Source organism: Levilactobacillus sp. HBUAS70063 (assembly GCF_038374745.1).
In the GTDB taxonomy this organism is placed as follows: Bacteria; Bacillota; Bacilli; order Lactobacillales; family Lactobacillaceae; genus Levilactobacillus.
The window spans coordinates 399888-416148 of the sequence record NZ_JBANSM010000002.1 but is presented as its reverse complement, the minus strand read 5'-3'; the positions used below and the strand labels follow the sequence as shown (position 1 = coordinate 416148).

The following is a 16261-nucleotide window of genomic DNA, read 5'->3' as shown; positions in this document are numbered from 1 at the left end:
TTAAAAGGAGCGAATGACATGGCGACAGTTGAACTTTATTTGGTGCGTCACGGCCAAACCTTTTTGAACAAGTATTTCCGCATTCAGGGGTGGATCGATGCCCCCCTCACCGACAAGGGATTGGCCGATGCCAAGCGTGCCGGCGAACGACTCGCCAACATCCCCTTCGCGGCGGCTTACTCGAGTGACATGTCGCGTGCCAAAAAGACGGCTGAACTGATTCTGGCCGCCAACCCTCTCGACGCCAGTGCCTTACAGATTGATCCCGCTTTCCGTGAAGAAAGCTTCGGGTTCTTCGAAGGCATGGACGAAGGCGAGACCTGGCACACCGTGGGTAGTCCCAAGGGCTTTCACACCTTCGACAACATGATTGCCGGCCTGACGATTGAAAAGACCAAGGACATGTTCCACGCCCAGGACCCCTACGGCGATGCCGAAGACAACGCCGCCTTCTGGGCCCGCCTCCAACCGGGCTTCGACCGCGCCATTGCGGCGGCTAACGATGGCGATAAAATCTTAATTGCCACCCACAGCACCACTATTCGAAGTACGGTGTCGAAGTACTCTAACATTGATATCTCGGTCCCCGTGGACAACGGAAGCATCACGAAGATCACCGTTACCAACGGGCAGTATCACGTGGATTACTACAATAATTCTCAGGGAACGCTATAAGCCCCTGTTGCTAAATAAAGGACGCTCAACCAGTTTTGGCTGGTTGGGCGTCCTTTTTCGTTGGAAGATTGTTAAGAGCGGGTTAGCCGACCGCTTAACGTTCCAGCTCACCGCCAAAGATTAAGAATGCTTAAATTCTAAAATTTACCCGCATCAAAATCCCGTCATTTTACATTAGTAGTAAGTAGAGGGTCCGCTCATCCTGAGCGGACCTGAAGAACTTGGCGGAGAGGTGGCGATTGAATGAAGATCGCAGAATTCAGGGAAACACAAAAGGCCCAAGAACCCTATTGGCTCTCAGACCTTACTTAAAGCGTGGCTCTTCAATTATGGTGCCGAAACGTGTTCCGCGAGGCAGTCGGTTCCGCTTAACCCCACTAGCCAGAAATCCAAGACCGGGATTTCGCAAAAGGCCCAAGAACCCTATTGGCTCTTGGACCTTACTTTAAAGCGTGGCTCTTCAATTACGGTGCCGAAACGTGTTCGTCAGGGCAGCCGGCTCCGCTTAACCCCACTAAGCCAGAAATCCAAGACCGGGATTTCTAACTTAGCGACGTTAATGCTCACCGGCTAACCGCCCTTCCTCACACTCTTATTTCTTATTCCTTAATCAACGACGCTTCCTGAGCGCGTTGCTTGTACATGGCAACCTCATCATCGGCTGCACGGACCCAGTGATGCGGGGCAATTTCGACCAAGCGGCGTTCCTTGCCGTCGTTTTCACCGCTACCATCGTAGGCAATCTCTTCTCGTGTCCGTTCGAACTCTGGATCGGGCACTGGGACCGCCGACAACAGGCTCTTAGTATAATCGTGTAACGGGTGAGCGTAGATTTCGTCGGCATCGGCGATCTCTAACATCCGGCCGTAGTGCATCACGCCGATTCGATCGGAGATATACTTCACCATCGACAAGTCATGGGCGATGAACAGGTACGTTAAGCCCTGTTCGCGTTGTAGCTTCTTCATCAAGTTAACGACTTGGGCCTGAATCGACACGTCCAACGCGGAGATGGGTTCATCGGCAATCACGAACTTGGGGTTCACGGCTAACGCCCGGGCAATCCCGATTCGTTGCCGCTGACCACCGGAGAACTCATGAGGGTAACGACTCGAGTGGTCCTTGTTCAACCCAACCGTTTCCAGCAGGTCTTCCACTTGCTTAGTCCGGTCGGCATCGTCCTTGGCGAGGTGGTTGATATCAATCCCCTCGGCCACGATATCCTTGACCTTCATCCGCGGATTCAGTGATGCGTAAGGATCTTGGAAGATCATCTGCATCTCTTGGCGGAAGTCGTGTTGATCCTGTTTACTGGTAAACGAATCCACGTTCTTCCCGTCAAACAGGATTTCACCGGAGGTTGGTTCGTACAGGTGAATAATGGCCCGTCCGGTCGTGGTCTTCCCCGACCCGGATTCACCAACTAACCCAAAGGTCTCGCCCCTGTAGATGTCAAATGAAATATTATCCACGGCCCGGACCTCATCGGCTTTGCCCACGTTGAAGTATTGCTTGAGGTGCTTGACCTCGAGGATTTTTTCGGCATTTTCGTAGTCCATTATTGCTGTTCCTCCTCTTCTTCAATCGGCGTCGACGCCTTTTGGGCCGCTAACCAATCTTTTTGCATCTTCGCATACTTCTTTTGTCGTTCCACGATTTGAGCCGGTGGCGTCACCTTAGGCGCATCCGGATGGAGCAACCAGGTAGCGGCGTAGTGCGTATCGGAAACCTTGAAGAACGGCGGTTCCTTTTCCGTGTCGATCTTCAACGCATACGCGTTCCGGGCAGCAAAGGCATCCCCGGTTGGTGGGTCCAGTAAGTCCGGTGGCGTCCCGGGAATCGATGGCAATGAATCGCCGCTCGAATCTAGGGTTGGCATGGAACTCAACAGCCCCCACGTGTATGGGTGCTTTGGGTTGTAGAAGATTTCGTCAACGGTGCCGTATTCCACGATTTTACCCGCGTACATGACGGCGACCCGATCAGCCATCCCGGCCACCACCCCTAAATCGTGGGTGATGAAGATGATTGACGTTGAAATCTTGTCTTGTAATTCCTTCATTAAGTTCAGGATCTGCGCTTGAATGGTCACGTCCAGAGCCGTGGTGGGTTCATCGGCAATCAGCACTTCCGGGTAGTTGATCAACGCAATCGCAATCACGATCCGTTGCCGCATCCCCCCGGAAAATTGGTGCGGATAGTCGTTAATCCGGTTTTCGGCATCCGTAATTCCGACCAGCTTCATCATTTCTAAAGCTTGCGCCAAGGCCTTTTCCTTCTTCATGCCCTTGTGCACCATCAGAGGCTCGGCGATTTGCCGGCCAATCTTCATGGTGGGGTCGAGCGAAGTCATCGGGTCTTGGAAGATTTCAGCAATGTCTTGGCCTCGAATGGCCTGCATTTCCTTCTCGCTCTTCTTCAACAGGTCTTGACCCTTGAAGAGAATCGAGCCACTGACGATGTCCGCATTGGTGGCGTTGAGCCCCATGATGGTCCGTGTGGTCACGGACTTACCAGAACCAGATTCCCCCACGATAGCCAGGGTTTCACCCTTCCGTAAATCCAAGTTAACGTTTCTGATCGCCTTAACGTCACCGGCATAGGTCTTGAAGTTAACTTGTAGATTCCGGACCTCTAAAATATCTTTTTCGTTATCCATGACGTTATTTCACCTACTCTTTCGTCCGCGGATCGAATGCATCCCGCAACCCATCACCCAAGAGGTTAAAGGCTAACATGATGATACATAGGATCAGTGCCGGCCACCACATCTGATAAGGCAAGAACTGGAAGTTCTTTTGCCCATCGTTTAACAGGGTCCCCAGTGAAGCCTGTGGTGAGGAAATCCCGATCCCGATGTAGGACAGCGTGGCTTCGAAGAAGATCGCACTTGGGATGGTGAACATCGTGTTGATGATGATGACACTCGACAAGTTCGGTAACAGGTGCTTAAACGCAATCTTCAGCGAACTTTCACCCAGCGTGCGGGCCGCTAAGACGTACTCTTGTTCCTTTATCTCCATGGTCTGCGCGCGCACCAGCCGGGCCATGTTGACCCACGAGGTTAACGCAATGGCGATGATGATCGAGGTCATCCCGGGTTTCAGAATCAAAATCAACAGAACGATGACGACCAGGTTAGGAATGGACAAGATGATTTCAATGATCCGTTGCATGATGGTATCTACGCGGCCACCCTTCCAACCGGAGAATAACCCGTAGGTCACCCCGATGGTCAGGTCAAATAACGTCGCGACTAACGCAATGATTAAAGAAATTCGCGTCCCGTACAACACCCGAGAGAACAGGTCCCGGCCTAAGTAGTCGGTCCCCATGATGTAGTGCAAGCTGGAAGCCCCGGCTTGCTTGTAGGCATCCACGCGTTCGCCCGCCTGAACCAACGTCCCGTTGAACCCGTTGATGTTCACACCGGGAATCTTAGATGGTAAGTTGGCGTATGAGGGGTTCACGGCATTGGGGTTGTGCGGTGAAAAGAAGATGGAACCAAAAGCCATAATGAAGATAATGCCTAAGATAATTAATGAGATCCAGGCGCCCCGGTTTTTCTTTAACCGCCGCCATGCATCCTGTGTAAAGGTTAGTGACGGTGCCGCAATCTTTTCACTATCTAAAGCCGCCCGGTCATCGGCCGTAATCGGCTTAAAGCTATCTTCTGGGAGTTTTACTGTATCTGCCATTTATTTACCTCCTAGTTAGCCTTTCCTGTGATCCGAATCCGTGGGTCAACGATTCCGTAAAGGATATCGGTGATCAACAGAACGACACACAACATGAATGAATAGATGATGGTCAAGCCCATGATGGTTGGGTAATCGTTCGTCAAGACGGACTTCACGAATTGTTCCCCAATCCCGGGAATCGAGAAGATGTTTTCAACAACCATCGACCCGGTCATGATGTTAACCGCTAAAGGCCCGACAATCGTAATCAGCGGAATCAAACTGTTCCGCAGCGCATGGTGGTAAATAACCCCCATCCGACTTAGTCCTTTAGCCTTGGCTAACTCAATGTAATCTGAACTCAACACATCGACCATTTCTGTTCGGACGAACCGCGCCGACTCGGCCAGCGGGGTCGCGCCCAACGCCAAGGTCGGCAATACCGTGTAGATAAAGCCGCCCCATTCGGCGATTGGGAACCAGCCCAACTTCAATCCCAGGTAGTACTGTAACAGCACGGCCAAGACGAAGGAAGGAATTGAAATCCCAATAATTGAAACAACGGTCGTCGTGGTGTCGACCCACGTGTTCTGCCGCATCGCGCCCAGAGCACCAATGATGATTCCAAGAATGACCCCCAAAATCATGGCTTGCAGCCCAATCTGTAAGGAAGGTCCGATCCGGCTCGAAAGCAGGTAGGACACGGGTTGGTCACTGAATTGGAATGATGTCCCGAAGTTACCTTTGACGGCACCCGCTAGGTACAGCAGGTATTGTTGCCAAACGGGCTTATCCAAGCCGTATTGCTGGTAAATCAACGCAATCTGACTCTTGGATAGCTTAGCTTGGTTGGTCAATGGCGTCCCCGGTAACAACTTCATCAGGAAAAAGGTGACGGTAATCACGATGAATAAGGTCAGGATCAGGTAGAAGATCCGTTTTGCTAGGTACTTTGCCATTTGTTTACCTCTCAATCAATAGACTTATTCGTTACCATTAAGTTGTTACGCTTAACCAGAATTATATGAAAACAACAAGACGATAAATGATTGCTAAATATCGAAAAGTAAGGACTAACTGCCTCGTTAATCCTTACTCCCCGATTGTGACTATAAGGTTGACGCTAACGCTTTACGACGAATTTAAATGCTGTTATTTGGCAATGTATGCCTTACTGAAGTCCCAGTTGGCGCCGGTTGGGAAGTAGATAACTCCCTTAACCTTGGACTTAACCAATTGTGATTTCCCTTGTTGGTAAAGTGGGATGATCCCTTGTTCCTTCATCAACGTCTTTTCGGCGCTCACCATGTCATTCCAACGCGCAGCCTTGTTGTTGGCATCCTTGCCATCAGCAGCCGCGATATCCTTGTCGTAGGAACTGTTCTTCCATTGACCACGGTTGTATGAGTTGGTTGACGTGAACATTTCAAGGAAGGAAATTGCGTCTGGGTAGTCAGCACCCCAGCCAGAAACAACGGCTTGGAATTGACCATTTTCGGAACGGCTTAACCGCGTCTTGAATGGCAGGTTAGAGTTGGTAACCTTGATGTTGCCCAGCTTTGACCATTGACTCTGGACGAATTCAGTGGCGTTCTTACCGGCTGGCGTATCATCGGCCATCAGGGTTAAGCTGTAACTTGAACGACCCGTTTCCTTCAGGGCTTCCTTCCACAACTTCTTAGCCTTGGTTAAGTTTTGCGTGTAAGCTGAAGGTACCGCAGCGGCCGTGGTGAAGTCCTCACCCTTGTATGAAGCTAACCCGGTTGAGACCAGACCCTTAGCTTCAGTTGAGCCATCGGCTAAGACCTTGTTGACGAATTGCTTCCGGTTGATGGCTAAGGATAATGCTTGCCGCGCCTTCTTGTTCTTCATCATACTGTCTTTCCGTTGGTTCAGTTCAATGTAGAAAGTCGAGGCCCCCTTACGTTCAACGTATTGCTTACTGTTCTTGTAGTTCTTAGGTTGCTGACCACTCAAGTAAGTTGCATCCAGCTTGCCGCTCTGGTATTGACTCAGAGAAGTTTGTGGATCCTTAACCGTCTTGAAGTTAATCTTCTTTAGTTTAACATTCTTTGCGTTCCAGTACTTAGTGTTTTTACTCAGGGTCCAGTTATCAGAAGTCCCGGTCCAATAAGTTAACTTGAATGGCCCGTTGTAAACGTTGCTCTTCGCGTTCGTAGCGTACTTCTTACCGTACTTCTGAACGACTGACTTATCCTGTGGGAAGAACATTGGGCTGGCGGCTAAGGATGGGAAGTAGCTGGTGGCTTGCGTTAACGTAACCACCACCTTGTAGTTGCCTTCCGCCTTGACCCCTAAGCTAGAAACGGGCTTCTTGCTCTTCATGATTTCATTGGCGTTCTTCACCGGTGCGTACATGTAAGCATATTGCGAAGCGGTCTTAGGATTAACGGTCCGTTGCCAGGCGTAAACGAAGTCTTGGGCGGTTACCTTATCCCCGTTACTCCAGTTAGATTTCCGTAAGTTGAAGGTATAGGTCTTCCCGTCTTTAGAGACCTTATAGCTTTTCGCAACCCCGGGGTGAATGCTACTGTTCTTCCCGAACCGTAACAGACCTTCACCCGTGTTGTTTAAAGTCTCACCGGAAACCACGTCGGTCGCGGTGGAAGAATCCATGGATGGTAAAGCGGAACTTTCCATCCAATTTAACGTTTGTTTACTAGCCTCATTAGAACTACTCGACGATGACCCACACGCTGCGAGCAAGACTGCCGCGAACGTCGCCACCGTCCCGAGTTTGACTGCCGAATTGATTTTCATTAATATCCAACCCCTCTATGTGTTGTATGGTGAAATAAATTGACATCCTCAAATTTGATGTTTCCAATTGTATATTAGAAAACAATTAAAATCAATGGTAAAAACTAATAAATTTTAAATATACAATTAAGAATGCCGGTGTATAGGCGTTGGGGGTGCAAAAATAAAATTAAAGACCCTAAATTTTCTCATTTTATCGATAAATTCGAGATAACGCTTACATAAATATTTACCTATTATACATTCATAATGGTTCTGACCGGGGCACGCGATTTTTGCGCGTGCCCCGCAGGCCCTGACCCGGCGACTTCCCCATTGGCTTATCCGCCCTAGACCGCGGTTCATCCGTAATTCGCTAAACCGGGAAAGCTCGCTCGTTTATCGTTTATCTCGCCGGGCTAGACCACCACGGTGACCAACTCCCGGCCGGTCACTCTCCTTTAATTCACGGCCTAATATGCAATTTTTGACATTAGGACATTTATGAGAAAACTGCCACTGCTTCGGATGGGAAACTAAACAGTCCCTGGCGCCGTCTTAAATCGGTTTAAAATCCCGTTGATGACCGTTTTGCCCGCCAATTGCGTAATTGGTCCTCGCTCCCGTTAAACCACGTCAGCCTCTCCTCATGGCATCTAGCGACCAGACAAAAACTCCCCAGAAGGTAGCGGCACCCTCTGAGGAGTTGAGAACTGATCTTACTGTGAACTAAAGGTTGAAAGTAGAATTAACACACTGCTTCCCGTAATGACGGTGTTCTGTCCACTAAATTGGTGAAGCCAGGAGCCTACGCCTGCCAGGGGTTCCGCCGTGGGAGTTTCCTTAGTGGCACGGTTCATGCCGCTTAGGGAACTGGCGTCTTTGAGACGTAGGCTGTCGGCTCAAAGCGAGGCCGAGACCGTTTCTCAGGCTCGGCCCGGTCCGCCCACCGCGATCCAACCCCTATTCGGCGAACGGTAAGGCGGCCGCTTTCCACTGAGAAACTGTAATCGACTACTATTAATGCCATAAGTTGTACGACACCAACAGTTTTAGTCGATCTCTATCCTTCAACCATTAGCTGTGAATGGCCGCCTTGCAGAAACTTTACTTGGCCACGTAAGCGCGGCTGTAGTCCCAATTGGCGCCGACCGGGAAGTAGACGATGCCCTTGACCTTCGACTTAACCAATTGCGGCATCCCCGTCTGGTAAACTGGGATAATCCCTTGGTCCTTCAACAGGACCTTCTGGGCGTCTACCAGGTTCTGCCACCGGGCGCTTGGGTTGTTTGCATTGGTAATCGTGGCCTCGTTAATCAGCTTGTCGTAAGCCTTTGAAGACCATCTGCCGTTGTTGTAGGTATTGCCGGTCGTGAACAGCGACAAGTCGGTGATTGGGTCTGGGAAATCGGCGCTCCAACCACTAACCACGGCTTGGAACTGCCCATTCTGCGAGCGCGACAACCGGGTCTTGTACGGAATATTTGAGTTCGTCACCTTGAAGTGATCGAGCTTATTCCACTGACTCTGAATGTACTCGGTCGCCGACTTCCCTGCCGGTGTGTCGTCGGCCAACAGCGTCAGGCTGTAACTGGTCCGTCCCGTTTCCTTCAATGCCTGGTTCCAGAGCTTCTGGGCCTTGGCTAAGTTGTAGGAAGTGGCCGAAGGGACGGTGGCTTCCTTAGCGAAGTCTTTGCCGTCTCTAATGGCTAGTCCCGTCGAGACAATCCCCGTAGCCGGGGTTGACCCATCTTGCAGCACCTTATTTACATACTGCTTCCGGTTAAGTACCAGGGAAAGGGCTTGCCGGGCCTTGGTGTTCTTCAACATGGTATCCTTCCGCTGGTTCAGTTCAATGTAGTTAATCCGGGAACTCTTCCGTGAGTGGAATTCCTTGTTATTCTTGTAATTCTTCGGTTGCTGGCCACTCAGCGAGATGACGTCCAGCTTACCACTCTGGTACTGGCTCAACGCGGTCTGTGGGTCCTTGACGGCACTGTACTTGACGTGCTGGAGCTTCACGACCTTCGCGTTCCAGTATTTCTTGTTCTTGGTCAACGTCCAGTTGTCGGACGTCCCGGACCATGAGGTTAGCTTGAATGGACCGTTGTAAACGTTGCTCTTCGCGTTGCTGGCATATTTACTGCCGTACTTCTCAACGGCCCCCTGATTAACCGGGTAGAAACATTGCTGGGCGACCAACGTCGGGAAGTAGCTGACCGGGTGGGCCAACGTGACGACCAACTTGTAATCACCGACCTGCTTAACGCCCAAGGTGGCCGGCGCCTTCTTCCCATTCATGATGGCGTTGGCATTCTTAATGTCGGCGTACAGGTAAGCGTATTGGGAACTGGTCTTTGGCGCAACCGTCCGACGCCAGGCGTAGACGAAGTCGTGGGCGGTCAGCTTCTCACCGTTACTCCACTGCGATTTCCGCAGGTTAAACGTGTACGTCAAGCCGTCCTTCGACTTGTGGTAGCTCTTCGCCAGCCCCGGCAAGGTCTTACTGTTCTTGCCGAAACGCAACAGGCCCTCACCCGTGTTATTCAGCGTCTCACCGGAAATAATATCCGTGGCCTTGGCATTATCCATGGATGATAACGCCGAGGTCTCCATCACGTGAATCGTTTGATCCTTGGCCTCGTTGGATTGGGAACTGGACCCGCACGCCGCTAACGCCAGCGTGGCAATCCCAGCCACCGCACTCAACTTGGCAATTGATTTAATCCTCATAAAATTCCGACCCCTTCACAAATTAACCTCAGGTAACATAACGTTGAATAACATATTAAATGACAAAACGATTAGAATCAATAGTGAATTTTAATGTTCAATTTAGTTTTTCCCCGCAAATGCCGCAAATCCAGGGTTCTAGCGGCTCTAAAAAATAACGGTCGACCCCGTTTGCCCCTTTTTTCAAAGGACCCAAAAAGCCCCCGGTAGGCCTATAGACCTACTGAGAGCTTGGGAGAACCGGCGTTTCACGGCGCCCTAGTTCGTTTTAATTATTTGTTGGCAATGTAAGCCCGGCTGAAGTCCCAGTTAGAGCTGACAGGGAAGTAAATCACACCCTTAACCTTGGACTTAACCAGTTGGGGCTTGCCGCTTTGCGAAACTGGGATGATCCCTTGGTCCTTCAATAAGACCTTCTGGGCATCGATCAGGTTCTGCCAACGGGCGGCTGGCTTATTGGCGTTGGTCGTCGTGGCTTCGTTAATCAACTTGTCGTAAGTCTTGTTCGACCACTTCCCGTTGTTGTAGGAATTGTCGGACGTGAACAGCGACAGGTCGGTGATTGGGTCTGGGAAGTCGGCCCCCCAGAGGGTCACGACGGCATCAAATTGGCCAGAAGCCGACCGAGATAACCGGGTCTTGTATGGCAAGTTAGAATTGGTAACCTTGAAGTTATCCAGCTTGGACCATTGACTCTGCACGTATTCGGTCGTACTCTTCCCTTGCGCCGTATCATCGGCCATCAAGGTTAACGAGTAGCTCTTCCGACCGGTTTCCTTCAGTGCTTCCTTCCACAACTTCTGGGCCTTAGCCACGTTGTGTTCGGTTGCGGCCGGGATCGTGCCTTCCTTGGCAAAGTCCTTGCCGTTGCGAATGGCCAGACCACTCGTCACGATTCCCGTAGCGACCTTAGACCCATCGTCCATGACCTTGTTGACGAATTGCTTCCGGTTCAAGACCAGAGACAAGGCTTGCCGGGCCTTCTTGTTCCGCAGCATAGAATCTTTCTTTTCGTTTAATTCGATGTAAGTGACCCGTGAGCTGTTCCGGGCATGGTAATCCTTATTGTTCTTGTAGTTCTTCGGTTGTTGGCCACTCAGGTAAATCGCGTCCAATTTGCCGCTCTGGTACTGACTCAAAGCGGTTTGCGGGTCCTTGACCGCGCTGAACTTAATCTGGTGGAGCTTAACCTTCTTGGCGTTCCAGTACTTACTGTTCTTGGTCAACGTCCAGTTGTCGGACGTCCCGGTCCAGTAAGTCAGCTTGAACGGCCCGTTGTAAACGTTATTCTTGGCGTTCGTGGCGTACTTCTTCCCGTACTTCTTAACCACCGTTTCGTTCTGTGGGAAGAAGGCGGTTTGGGCGACCAACGTTGGGAAGTAGCTGACTGGGTGAACCAAGGTGACCTTAACCTTGTAGTCCCCCACGGCCTTGATACCCAACGTGGAGACGGCCTTCTTGCCCTTCATGATGGCATTGGCGTTTTGAACATCGGCGTACAGGTAGGCGTATTGGGACCCCGTCTTCGGGTTGACGGTGCGTTGCCAGCCGTAGACGAAGTCTTGCGCGGTCACCTTGTCCCCGTTACTCCAGTTGGACTTCCGCAGGTTAAACGTGTAAGTCTTGCCGTCCTTGGACTTGCTGTAGCTTTTGGCGACCCCGGGATGAGTGCTGCTGTTCTTGCCAAACTTCAACAGACCTTCGCCCGTGTTGTTCAGGGTTTCACCAGAAACGACATCGGTTGCCAACGAATTATCCATCGTGGGCAAGGTAGAACTTTCCATCCAGGTTAAGGTTTGATCCTTAGCCTGCTTGTTACTGCTAGAAGACGTGCCACAAGCAGCTAACGAAATTGCTGCTAATGTCGCCACCGTCCCTAACTTGACGATTGACTTGACCTTCATAAAATTCCGACCCCTCTAAATATGTAATTCACCGCTGCTTGCGGCTAACCCACACCATCGGCGTCAATCAGCCCCAATCAACGGCCGCACAAGTAACTTGTGCAACAGGAATTATTGTAGATTAAAATTAAATTAGAATCAATACTATATTTTAATTATTTGCAATTTTATTCAAAAAAATAACGTCAATCTAGCCGATGTGGACCGGTGTAAGTTGCCATAAATGCGCACTTGAACGGCCTTTTATGGTCGTTTAACACAACCATCAGTTTTTCCTAATAAATTAAAGTCAACTCATTTCCCGTTGTCCACTCCCCCACCGAAGGACCTCACCACATCAGTTAACCGGTCGCCCGCACTTACCCCGGCTAATCCTTATTCGCTCACGACTAAACATGTTATACTCAAGGCATAGACTTTAAAGGAGGGTGATCTTTTGGAAGAAACCCCACGAACACCCGTCATTACGATTGGGCTAAACGCTGGTCAGGCCACGTTTAACTATTCCATGACGGAACTGAGAAACTTGGTGGAGGCCAACAACATGACCGTGGCCGAGGAGATTCAACAGTCGCTGACCAAGCCCAACCCCGGCACCTACTTTGGGACGGGAAAGGTTGAGGAGCTGGCGACCATCGTGGCCGATGATGGCGTGAACATCATCGTCGTCAACGATGAGCTGACCCCGAGCCAGATTCGGAATTTGGAAAACGGCACCAAGGCCAGAATCATTGACCGGACCGGCCTAATTCTGGAAATCTTCGCTAACCGGGCCCAGTCTCGTGAAGCCAAGTTACAGGTGCAATTGGCGATGCTGCAATACCAACTGCCCCGGCTACACACCAGTGCCTCACAACGGCTGGACCAACAGACCGGTAGCGGTGGCGGCGGTGGCTTCACCAACCGTGGTTCCGGTGAATCCCAGACCGAAATGAGCCGCCGGACCATCCAGCGTGCCATCAACCACGTGAACCACGAATTAAAGGAAATCAACCAGGCTGCGGCCACCCAACGGCAACAGCGGGAGCGTAACCAACTCCCTTCTGTCGCCCTGGTCGGCTACACCAACGCCGGTAAATCAACGCTGATGAACGCCTTGGTCCGCGAATTTGGTAAGAGTGAGGACAAGCAGGTCTTCGTCAAGGACATGCTCTTCGCCACACTGGATACCAGCGTGCGGCAACTGGTCTTCCCCGACCAGAAGAAGCTGTTGCTCAGCGATACGGTTGGATTCGTCAGCCAATTACCGACCCAACTGGTCAAGGCCTTCCGTTCTACGTTGGCCGAAGCCGCTAACGCCGACCTGTTGGTTCAGGTCGTAGACTACGCCGACCCGAATCGTGAGGCCATGATGGCGACCACGGAGAAGACGCTCGAAGAGATTGGCGTGACCGACGTGCCGATGATTACCGTCTTCAACAAGGCCGATTTGACCGAGGCCAGCTACCCCAGCCGAGTGGGTGACCAACTCATCCTATCGGCCAAGGACCCCGACTCGGTGGCCCTTCTGGTGAAGGCCATGAAGGAAAAGGTCTTCCGCGATTACGTGACGGCTAACTTCCTAGTGCCATTCGCCGATGGTGAAATCGTGTCGTACCTCAATGAAAATGCTAACGTGCTGGACACCAACTACGAAGCCGAGGGAACCGCGCTGAAGGTCGAGCTACAACAGGCCGACTTCGACCGTTTCCAAAAGTTCGTGGTCACGGACTAACGCCCACCCCTATCATCAAAGCCGCCAAGCCGCATCTGCTTGGCGGCTTTTGGTGTATATTGGCCGCCTTCCGTTCGCGAAAGATGAGCTGGATCGCGGTGGGCAGGACGCGCCGAGCCTGAGGAAGCGGTCTCGGCACTCGCTTGGAACCGCCCAAACCCGGCGTTTCCAAGTCGCCATTCCCTAACCGGCCCAACCCGCCGCTAAGGGAATCCCACGGCTGAGCTCATATTTCGCTTCACTCTCGGCTAAAATTGGCGGTCGCCACCAACCCAGCTAACGACCACCATCGCTGCTGTGGACGTCAGTCTCGAGCACCACTTCGGTGAGCCATGGCACAACGCCGGAGGAGGTCAGCAATGGAGCCAGCCGTGACAACCCAGTTAGCTGGCGTTCCGGGCCAGGTTACTGGGGGGGACGACCTGGGAGACTTGCAGTTTTAGCAAGGCTTCCAGGCGAGGTGGAAGCCCGTTCTTTGGCTGGAACCGTTCCCCACAGCAGACGGAATTGCTGACAGCCGCAGGCAACGTGGCCAGCAGAGGCTGAACGGAAGGCAAACGCGTAGTTCCAATTGACCGCACAAAAACAGCGACCGATCGCCCGTGATACCACGGATGATCAGTCGCTGTTTATTTTTAATGACTTAAGCCTGGCGTCGTTCCAAGTACCGTGCCAGTAATGAGAGTAGGTAGCAGACGATGAAGTAAAGCAACGCAATCGCCACGAACATCGGGATAATGTAGTTGGTGTTCTGGCCGTAGATAATCTGTGACCGGAACAACATTTCTGGCAAGAGGATGATGGTCGCCAGTGATGTATCCTTGACCAGCGAGATAAACTGACTGACGATGGCCGGAATCATCTTCACCAGCGCCTGCGGCAACACGATGTGCCACAGTCCCTGCCAGTACGTGAGGCCATTGGCGCGGGCCCCTTCCATCTGGCCGGGATCGACCGCTTGAATCCCCGAACGGACGATTTCCGCCAGCATCATAGATTCAAAGATCGTCATGGCCAGGATGGCCGCCGGGATAATTTCCGGCTTGACCCCCAGGTTGGGCAGGCCAAAGTAAGTGAAAAATAGAATCAACAGTAACGGCAGATTGCGAATAACATCGATGATGAAGCCGACAATTGCCGAGACGTATTTAATCTTCACGTAACGAATCACACCGAGAATGGACCCGATGATAAAACTCCCAATAATCGAAATCACGGACACTAAAAGCGTAATGCCCAGTCCACCGAACAGGTAGCGGAGGTTGTCGGGAGAATAGGCATCAATAAAGTTCTGCAGCATAATTATTCTCCTCCCCTTAAGCTAACCGTTTTTCGAGATAGCGCATGTAATAGCTGATCGGCATCGTGATAATCAGGTAGAGCACCCCGACCGAGGCGTAGGCCGCCATGGTTTGCAGGGAGCTCGAGGCAATCACGTTCCCCTGATACATCAGGTCGAAGCCCCCAACGAAGGCTAACGTCGAGGAGTTCTTGACTAGGTTAACGAACTGGTTGCCCAGTGGTGGAATCACGTAGCGAAAGGCCTGCGGCAAGACGATGTAGCGCATGGCTTGCCAGTAGGTCAGACCATTGGCCCGTGAGCCCTCCATTTGGCCGGGATCCACGGACTGAATCCCCGCGCGGACCGTTTCGGCGATAAATGAAGACGTGTACAGTGTCAGACCAATCGTGCCGGCGGTAAACCCGTTCATCTTGACCACGTAAAGCGGGAACACCACGTAAAAGAACATCGTGATCACCAGTAATGGAATGTTCCGGAACAGTTCGATGTAGGCCCGGGCAATTCGCCGAGCAATCTTGCTGGGGGACTCTTCTAGTAAGGCGAAGAAGGTCCCGATAATCAAACTAAACACGAGGGCAATGAAGCTACACAGCAATGTTTGGCCGAGCCCGTAAAGTAACGTGCCGCCATAAGCTTGAAAGATATGGATCATTCTTTAGCCGCCTCCTTATAGTCGAATCCCTTCACATTGTGGAACCACTTGTGTAGGATCTGATTGTATTCGCCGCTAGCCCGAACCTGCTTCAGCGCCTTGTTGATGGCTAAGCGGAAGTCCTTTTGATTCTTGTTAATCGCAATACCGTAGGGTTCGGAAACAAACGAGCCACGGGTCACTTCATAGCCGGGGTTCTGTAGCGACATCCCGTAGAGAATCCCGTTATCGGTGGTCAGCGCTTGCCCCTGCCCGGACTTCAAGGCCGTCATGGCTTGGGCGTAGTCGGTCAGTTGTAACACCTTGGCCTTCGGGGCGACCTTGGCCACGTTTTCCACGGAATCGGAGCCGACAACCCCAAGTACCGTGGCCTTTTGTTTATTCAAATCATGGACGTTCTTAATGCTGCTGCCCTTCTTGACCAGCAGAGATTGCCCGGCCATGAAGTATTGATCGGAAAAGGCAACTTGCTTCCGCCGTTCGGGCGTCGGGGTCATCGTGGCCATGATGGCATCGATGTTCCCGTTCTTCAGCATCGGCATCCGCGTAGAACTCGTCACCTGAATGAACTTGGCCTTGGCGTCCTTTCCCAGCATCTGCTTGGTCAGGGCCGTGGCTAAGTCGATTTCAAAGCCCTTAATCTTGTTATCCTTCGTATCCAATAGACCAAATAAGCGGGTATCGGCTTTAACGCCCCACGTAATGGTCTTCTCTTGTTGATCGGTCTTTAACACGTTCTTCTTGGCAAGTGACTGATTGCCACACGCCGTCACCATCAGTGAGACCGCCACCAGGGCCAGCAAGAGACTAAGATTTCGAATCAATCTTTTCATCGCAAAA

Annotated in this window: 12 protein-coding genes; 2 read left to right on the top strand and 10 right to left on the bottom strand. The window is 51.5% G+C overall.

Annotation, left to right across the window (positions count from 1 at the left end):
• Nucleotides 1–18 precede the first annotated feature (18 nt).
• Nucleotides 19–675 carry a histidine phosphatase family protein gene (locus tag V8I28_RS04860; protein WP_341778987.1) on the top strand — a complete coding sequence of 219 codons (657 nt, stop codon included), beginning with the start codon at nucleotides 19–21 and terminating at the stop codon, nucleotides 673–675.
• Nucleotides 676–1274: 599 nt separating this feature from the next.
• On the opposite strand, the gene V8I28_RS04855 is transcribed toward V8I28_RS04860, so the two are convergent.
• From V8I28_RS04855 to V8I28_RS04825, 7 genes are all read right to left on the bottom strand, one after another.
• Nucleotides 1275–2234, bottom strand: a complete 960-nt coding sequence (locus V8I28_RS04855; protein WP_341778986.1) for an ABC transporter ATP-binding protein — start codon at nucleotides 2232–2234, stop codon at nucleotides 1275–1277.
• Complete coding sequence (locus V8I28_RS04850; protein ID WP_341778985.1) at nucleotides 2234–3334, bottom strand: ABC transporter ATP-binding protein; 1101 nt, start codon at nucleotides 3332–3334, stop codon at nucleotides 2234–2236. The genes V8I28_RS04855 and V8I28_RS04850 overlap by 1 nt, the downstream gene beginning before the upstream one ends.
• 13 nt (nucleotides 3335–3347) lie before the next feature.
• Nucleotides 3348–4373 carry an ABC transporter permease gene (locus V8I28_RS04845; protein ID WP_341778984.1) on the bottom strand — a complete coding sequence of 342 codons (1026 nt, stop codon included), beginning with the start codon at nucleotides 4371–4373 and terminating at the stop codon, nucleotides 3348–3350.
• 11 nt (nucleotides 4374–4384) lie between these two features.
• A complete protein-coding gene (gene opp3b / locus V8I28_RS04840; protein ID WP_341778983.1) occupies nucleotides 4385–5314 on the bottom strand; it encodes an oligopeptide ABC transporter permease in 930 nt (309 codons plus the stop codon).
• Between the two features lie 193 nt (nucleotides 5315–5507).
• The gene (locus tag V8I28_RS04835) at nucleotides 5508–7136 is read right to left on the bottom strand and encodes a peptide ABC transporter substrate-binding protein (RefSeq protein ID WP_341778982.1); all 1629 of its coding nucleotides are present in this window, start codon (nucleotides 7134–7136) and stop codon (nucleotides 5508–5510) included.
• 1086 nt (nucleotides 7137–8222) lie between these two features.
• Nucleotides 8223–9848, bottom strand: a complete 1626-nt coding sequence (locus V8I28_RS04830) for a peptide ABC transporter substrate-binding protein (protein ID WP_341778981.1) — start codon at nucleotides 9846–9848, stop codon at nucleotides 8223–8225.
• Between the two features lie 272 nt (nucleotides 9849–10120).
• Nucleotides 10121–11752 carry a peptide ABC transporter substrate-binding protein gene (locus tag V8I28_RS04825; RefSeq protein WP_341778980.1) on the bottom strand — a complete coding sequence of 544 codons (1632 nt, stop codon included), beginning with the start codon at nucleotides 11750–11752 and terminating at the stop codon, nucleotides 10121–10123.
• 436 nt (nucleotides 11753–12188) lie between these two features.
• Between V8I28_RS04825 and hflX the strand changes: the two genes are divergently transcribed.
• On the top strand, nucleotides 12189–13466 hold the full coding sequence (gene hflX, locus V8I28_RS04820) for a GTPase HflX (protein ID WP_341778979.1): 1278 nt from the start codon (nucleotides 12189–12191) through the stop codon (nucleotides 13464–13466).
• A gap of 643 nt (nucleotides 13467–14109) precedes the next feature.
• Here hflX and V8I28_RS04815 read toward each other — a convergent pair.
• The 3 genes from V8I28_RS04815 to V8I28_RS04805 are packed head-to-tail and all read right to left on the bottom strand — an operon-like array spanning nucleotide 14110 to nucleotide 16254.
• Nucleotides 14110–14763 carry an amino acid ABC transporter permease gene (locus V8I28_RS04815; RefSeq protein ID WP_341779020.1) on the bottom strand — a complete coding sequence of 218 codons (654 nt, stop codon included), beginning with the start codon at nucleotides 14761–14763 and terminating at the stop codon, nucleotides 14110–14112.
• 19 nt (nucleotides 14764–14782) lie between these two features.
• The gene (locus V8I28_RS04810) at nucleotides 14783–15421 is read right to left on the bottom strand and encodes an amino acid ABC transporter permease (protein ID WP_341778978.1); all 639 of its coding nucleotides are present in this window, start codon (nucleotides 15419–15421) and stop codon (nucleotides 14783–14785) included.
• Nucleotides 15418–16254, bottom strand: a complete 837-nt coding sequence (locus tag V8I28_RS04805; protein WP_341778977.1) for a transporter substrate-binding domain-containing protein — start codon at nucleotides 16252–16254, stop codon at nucleotides 15418–15420. The genes V8I28_RS04810 and V8I28_RS04805 overlap by 4 nt, the downstream gene beginning before the upstream one ends.
• Between the last annotated feature and the right edge of the window lie 7 nt (nucleotides 16255–16261).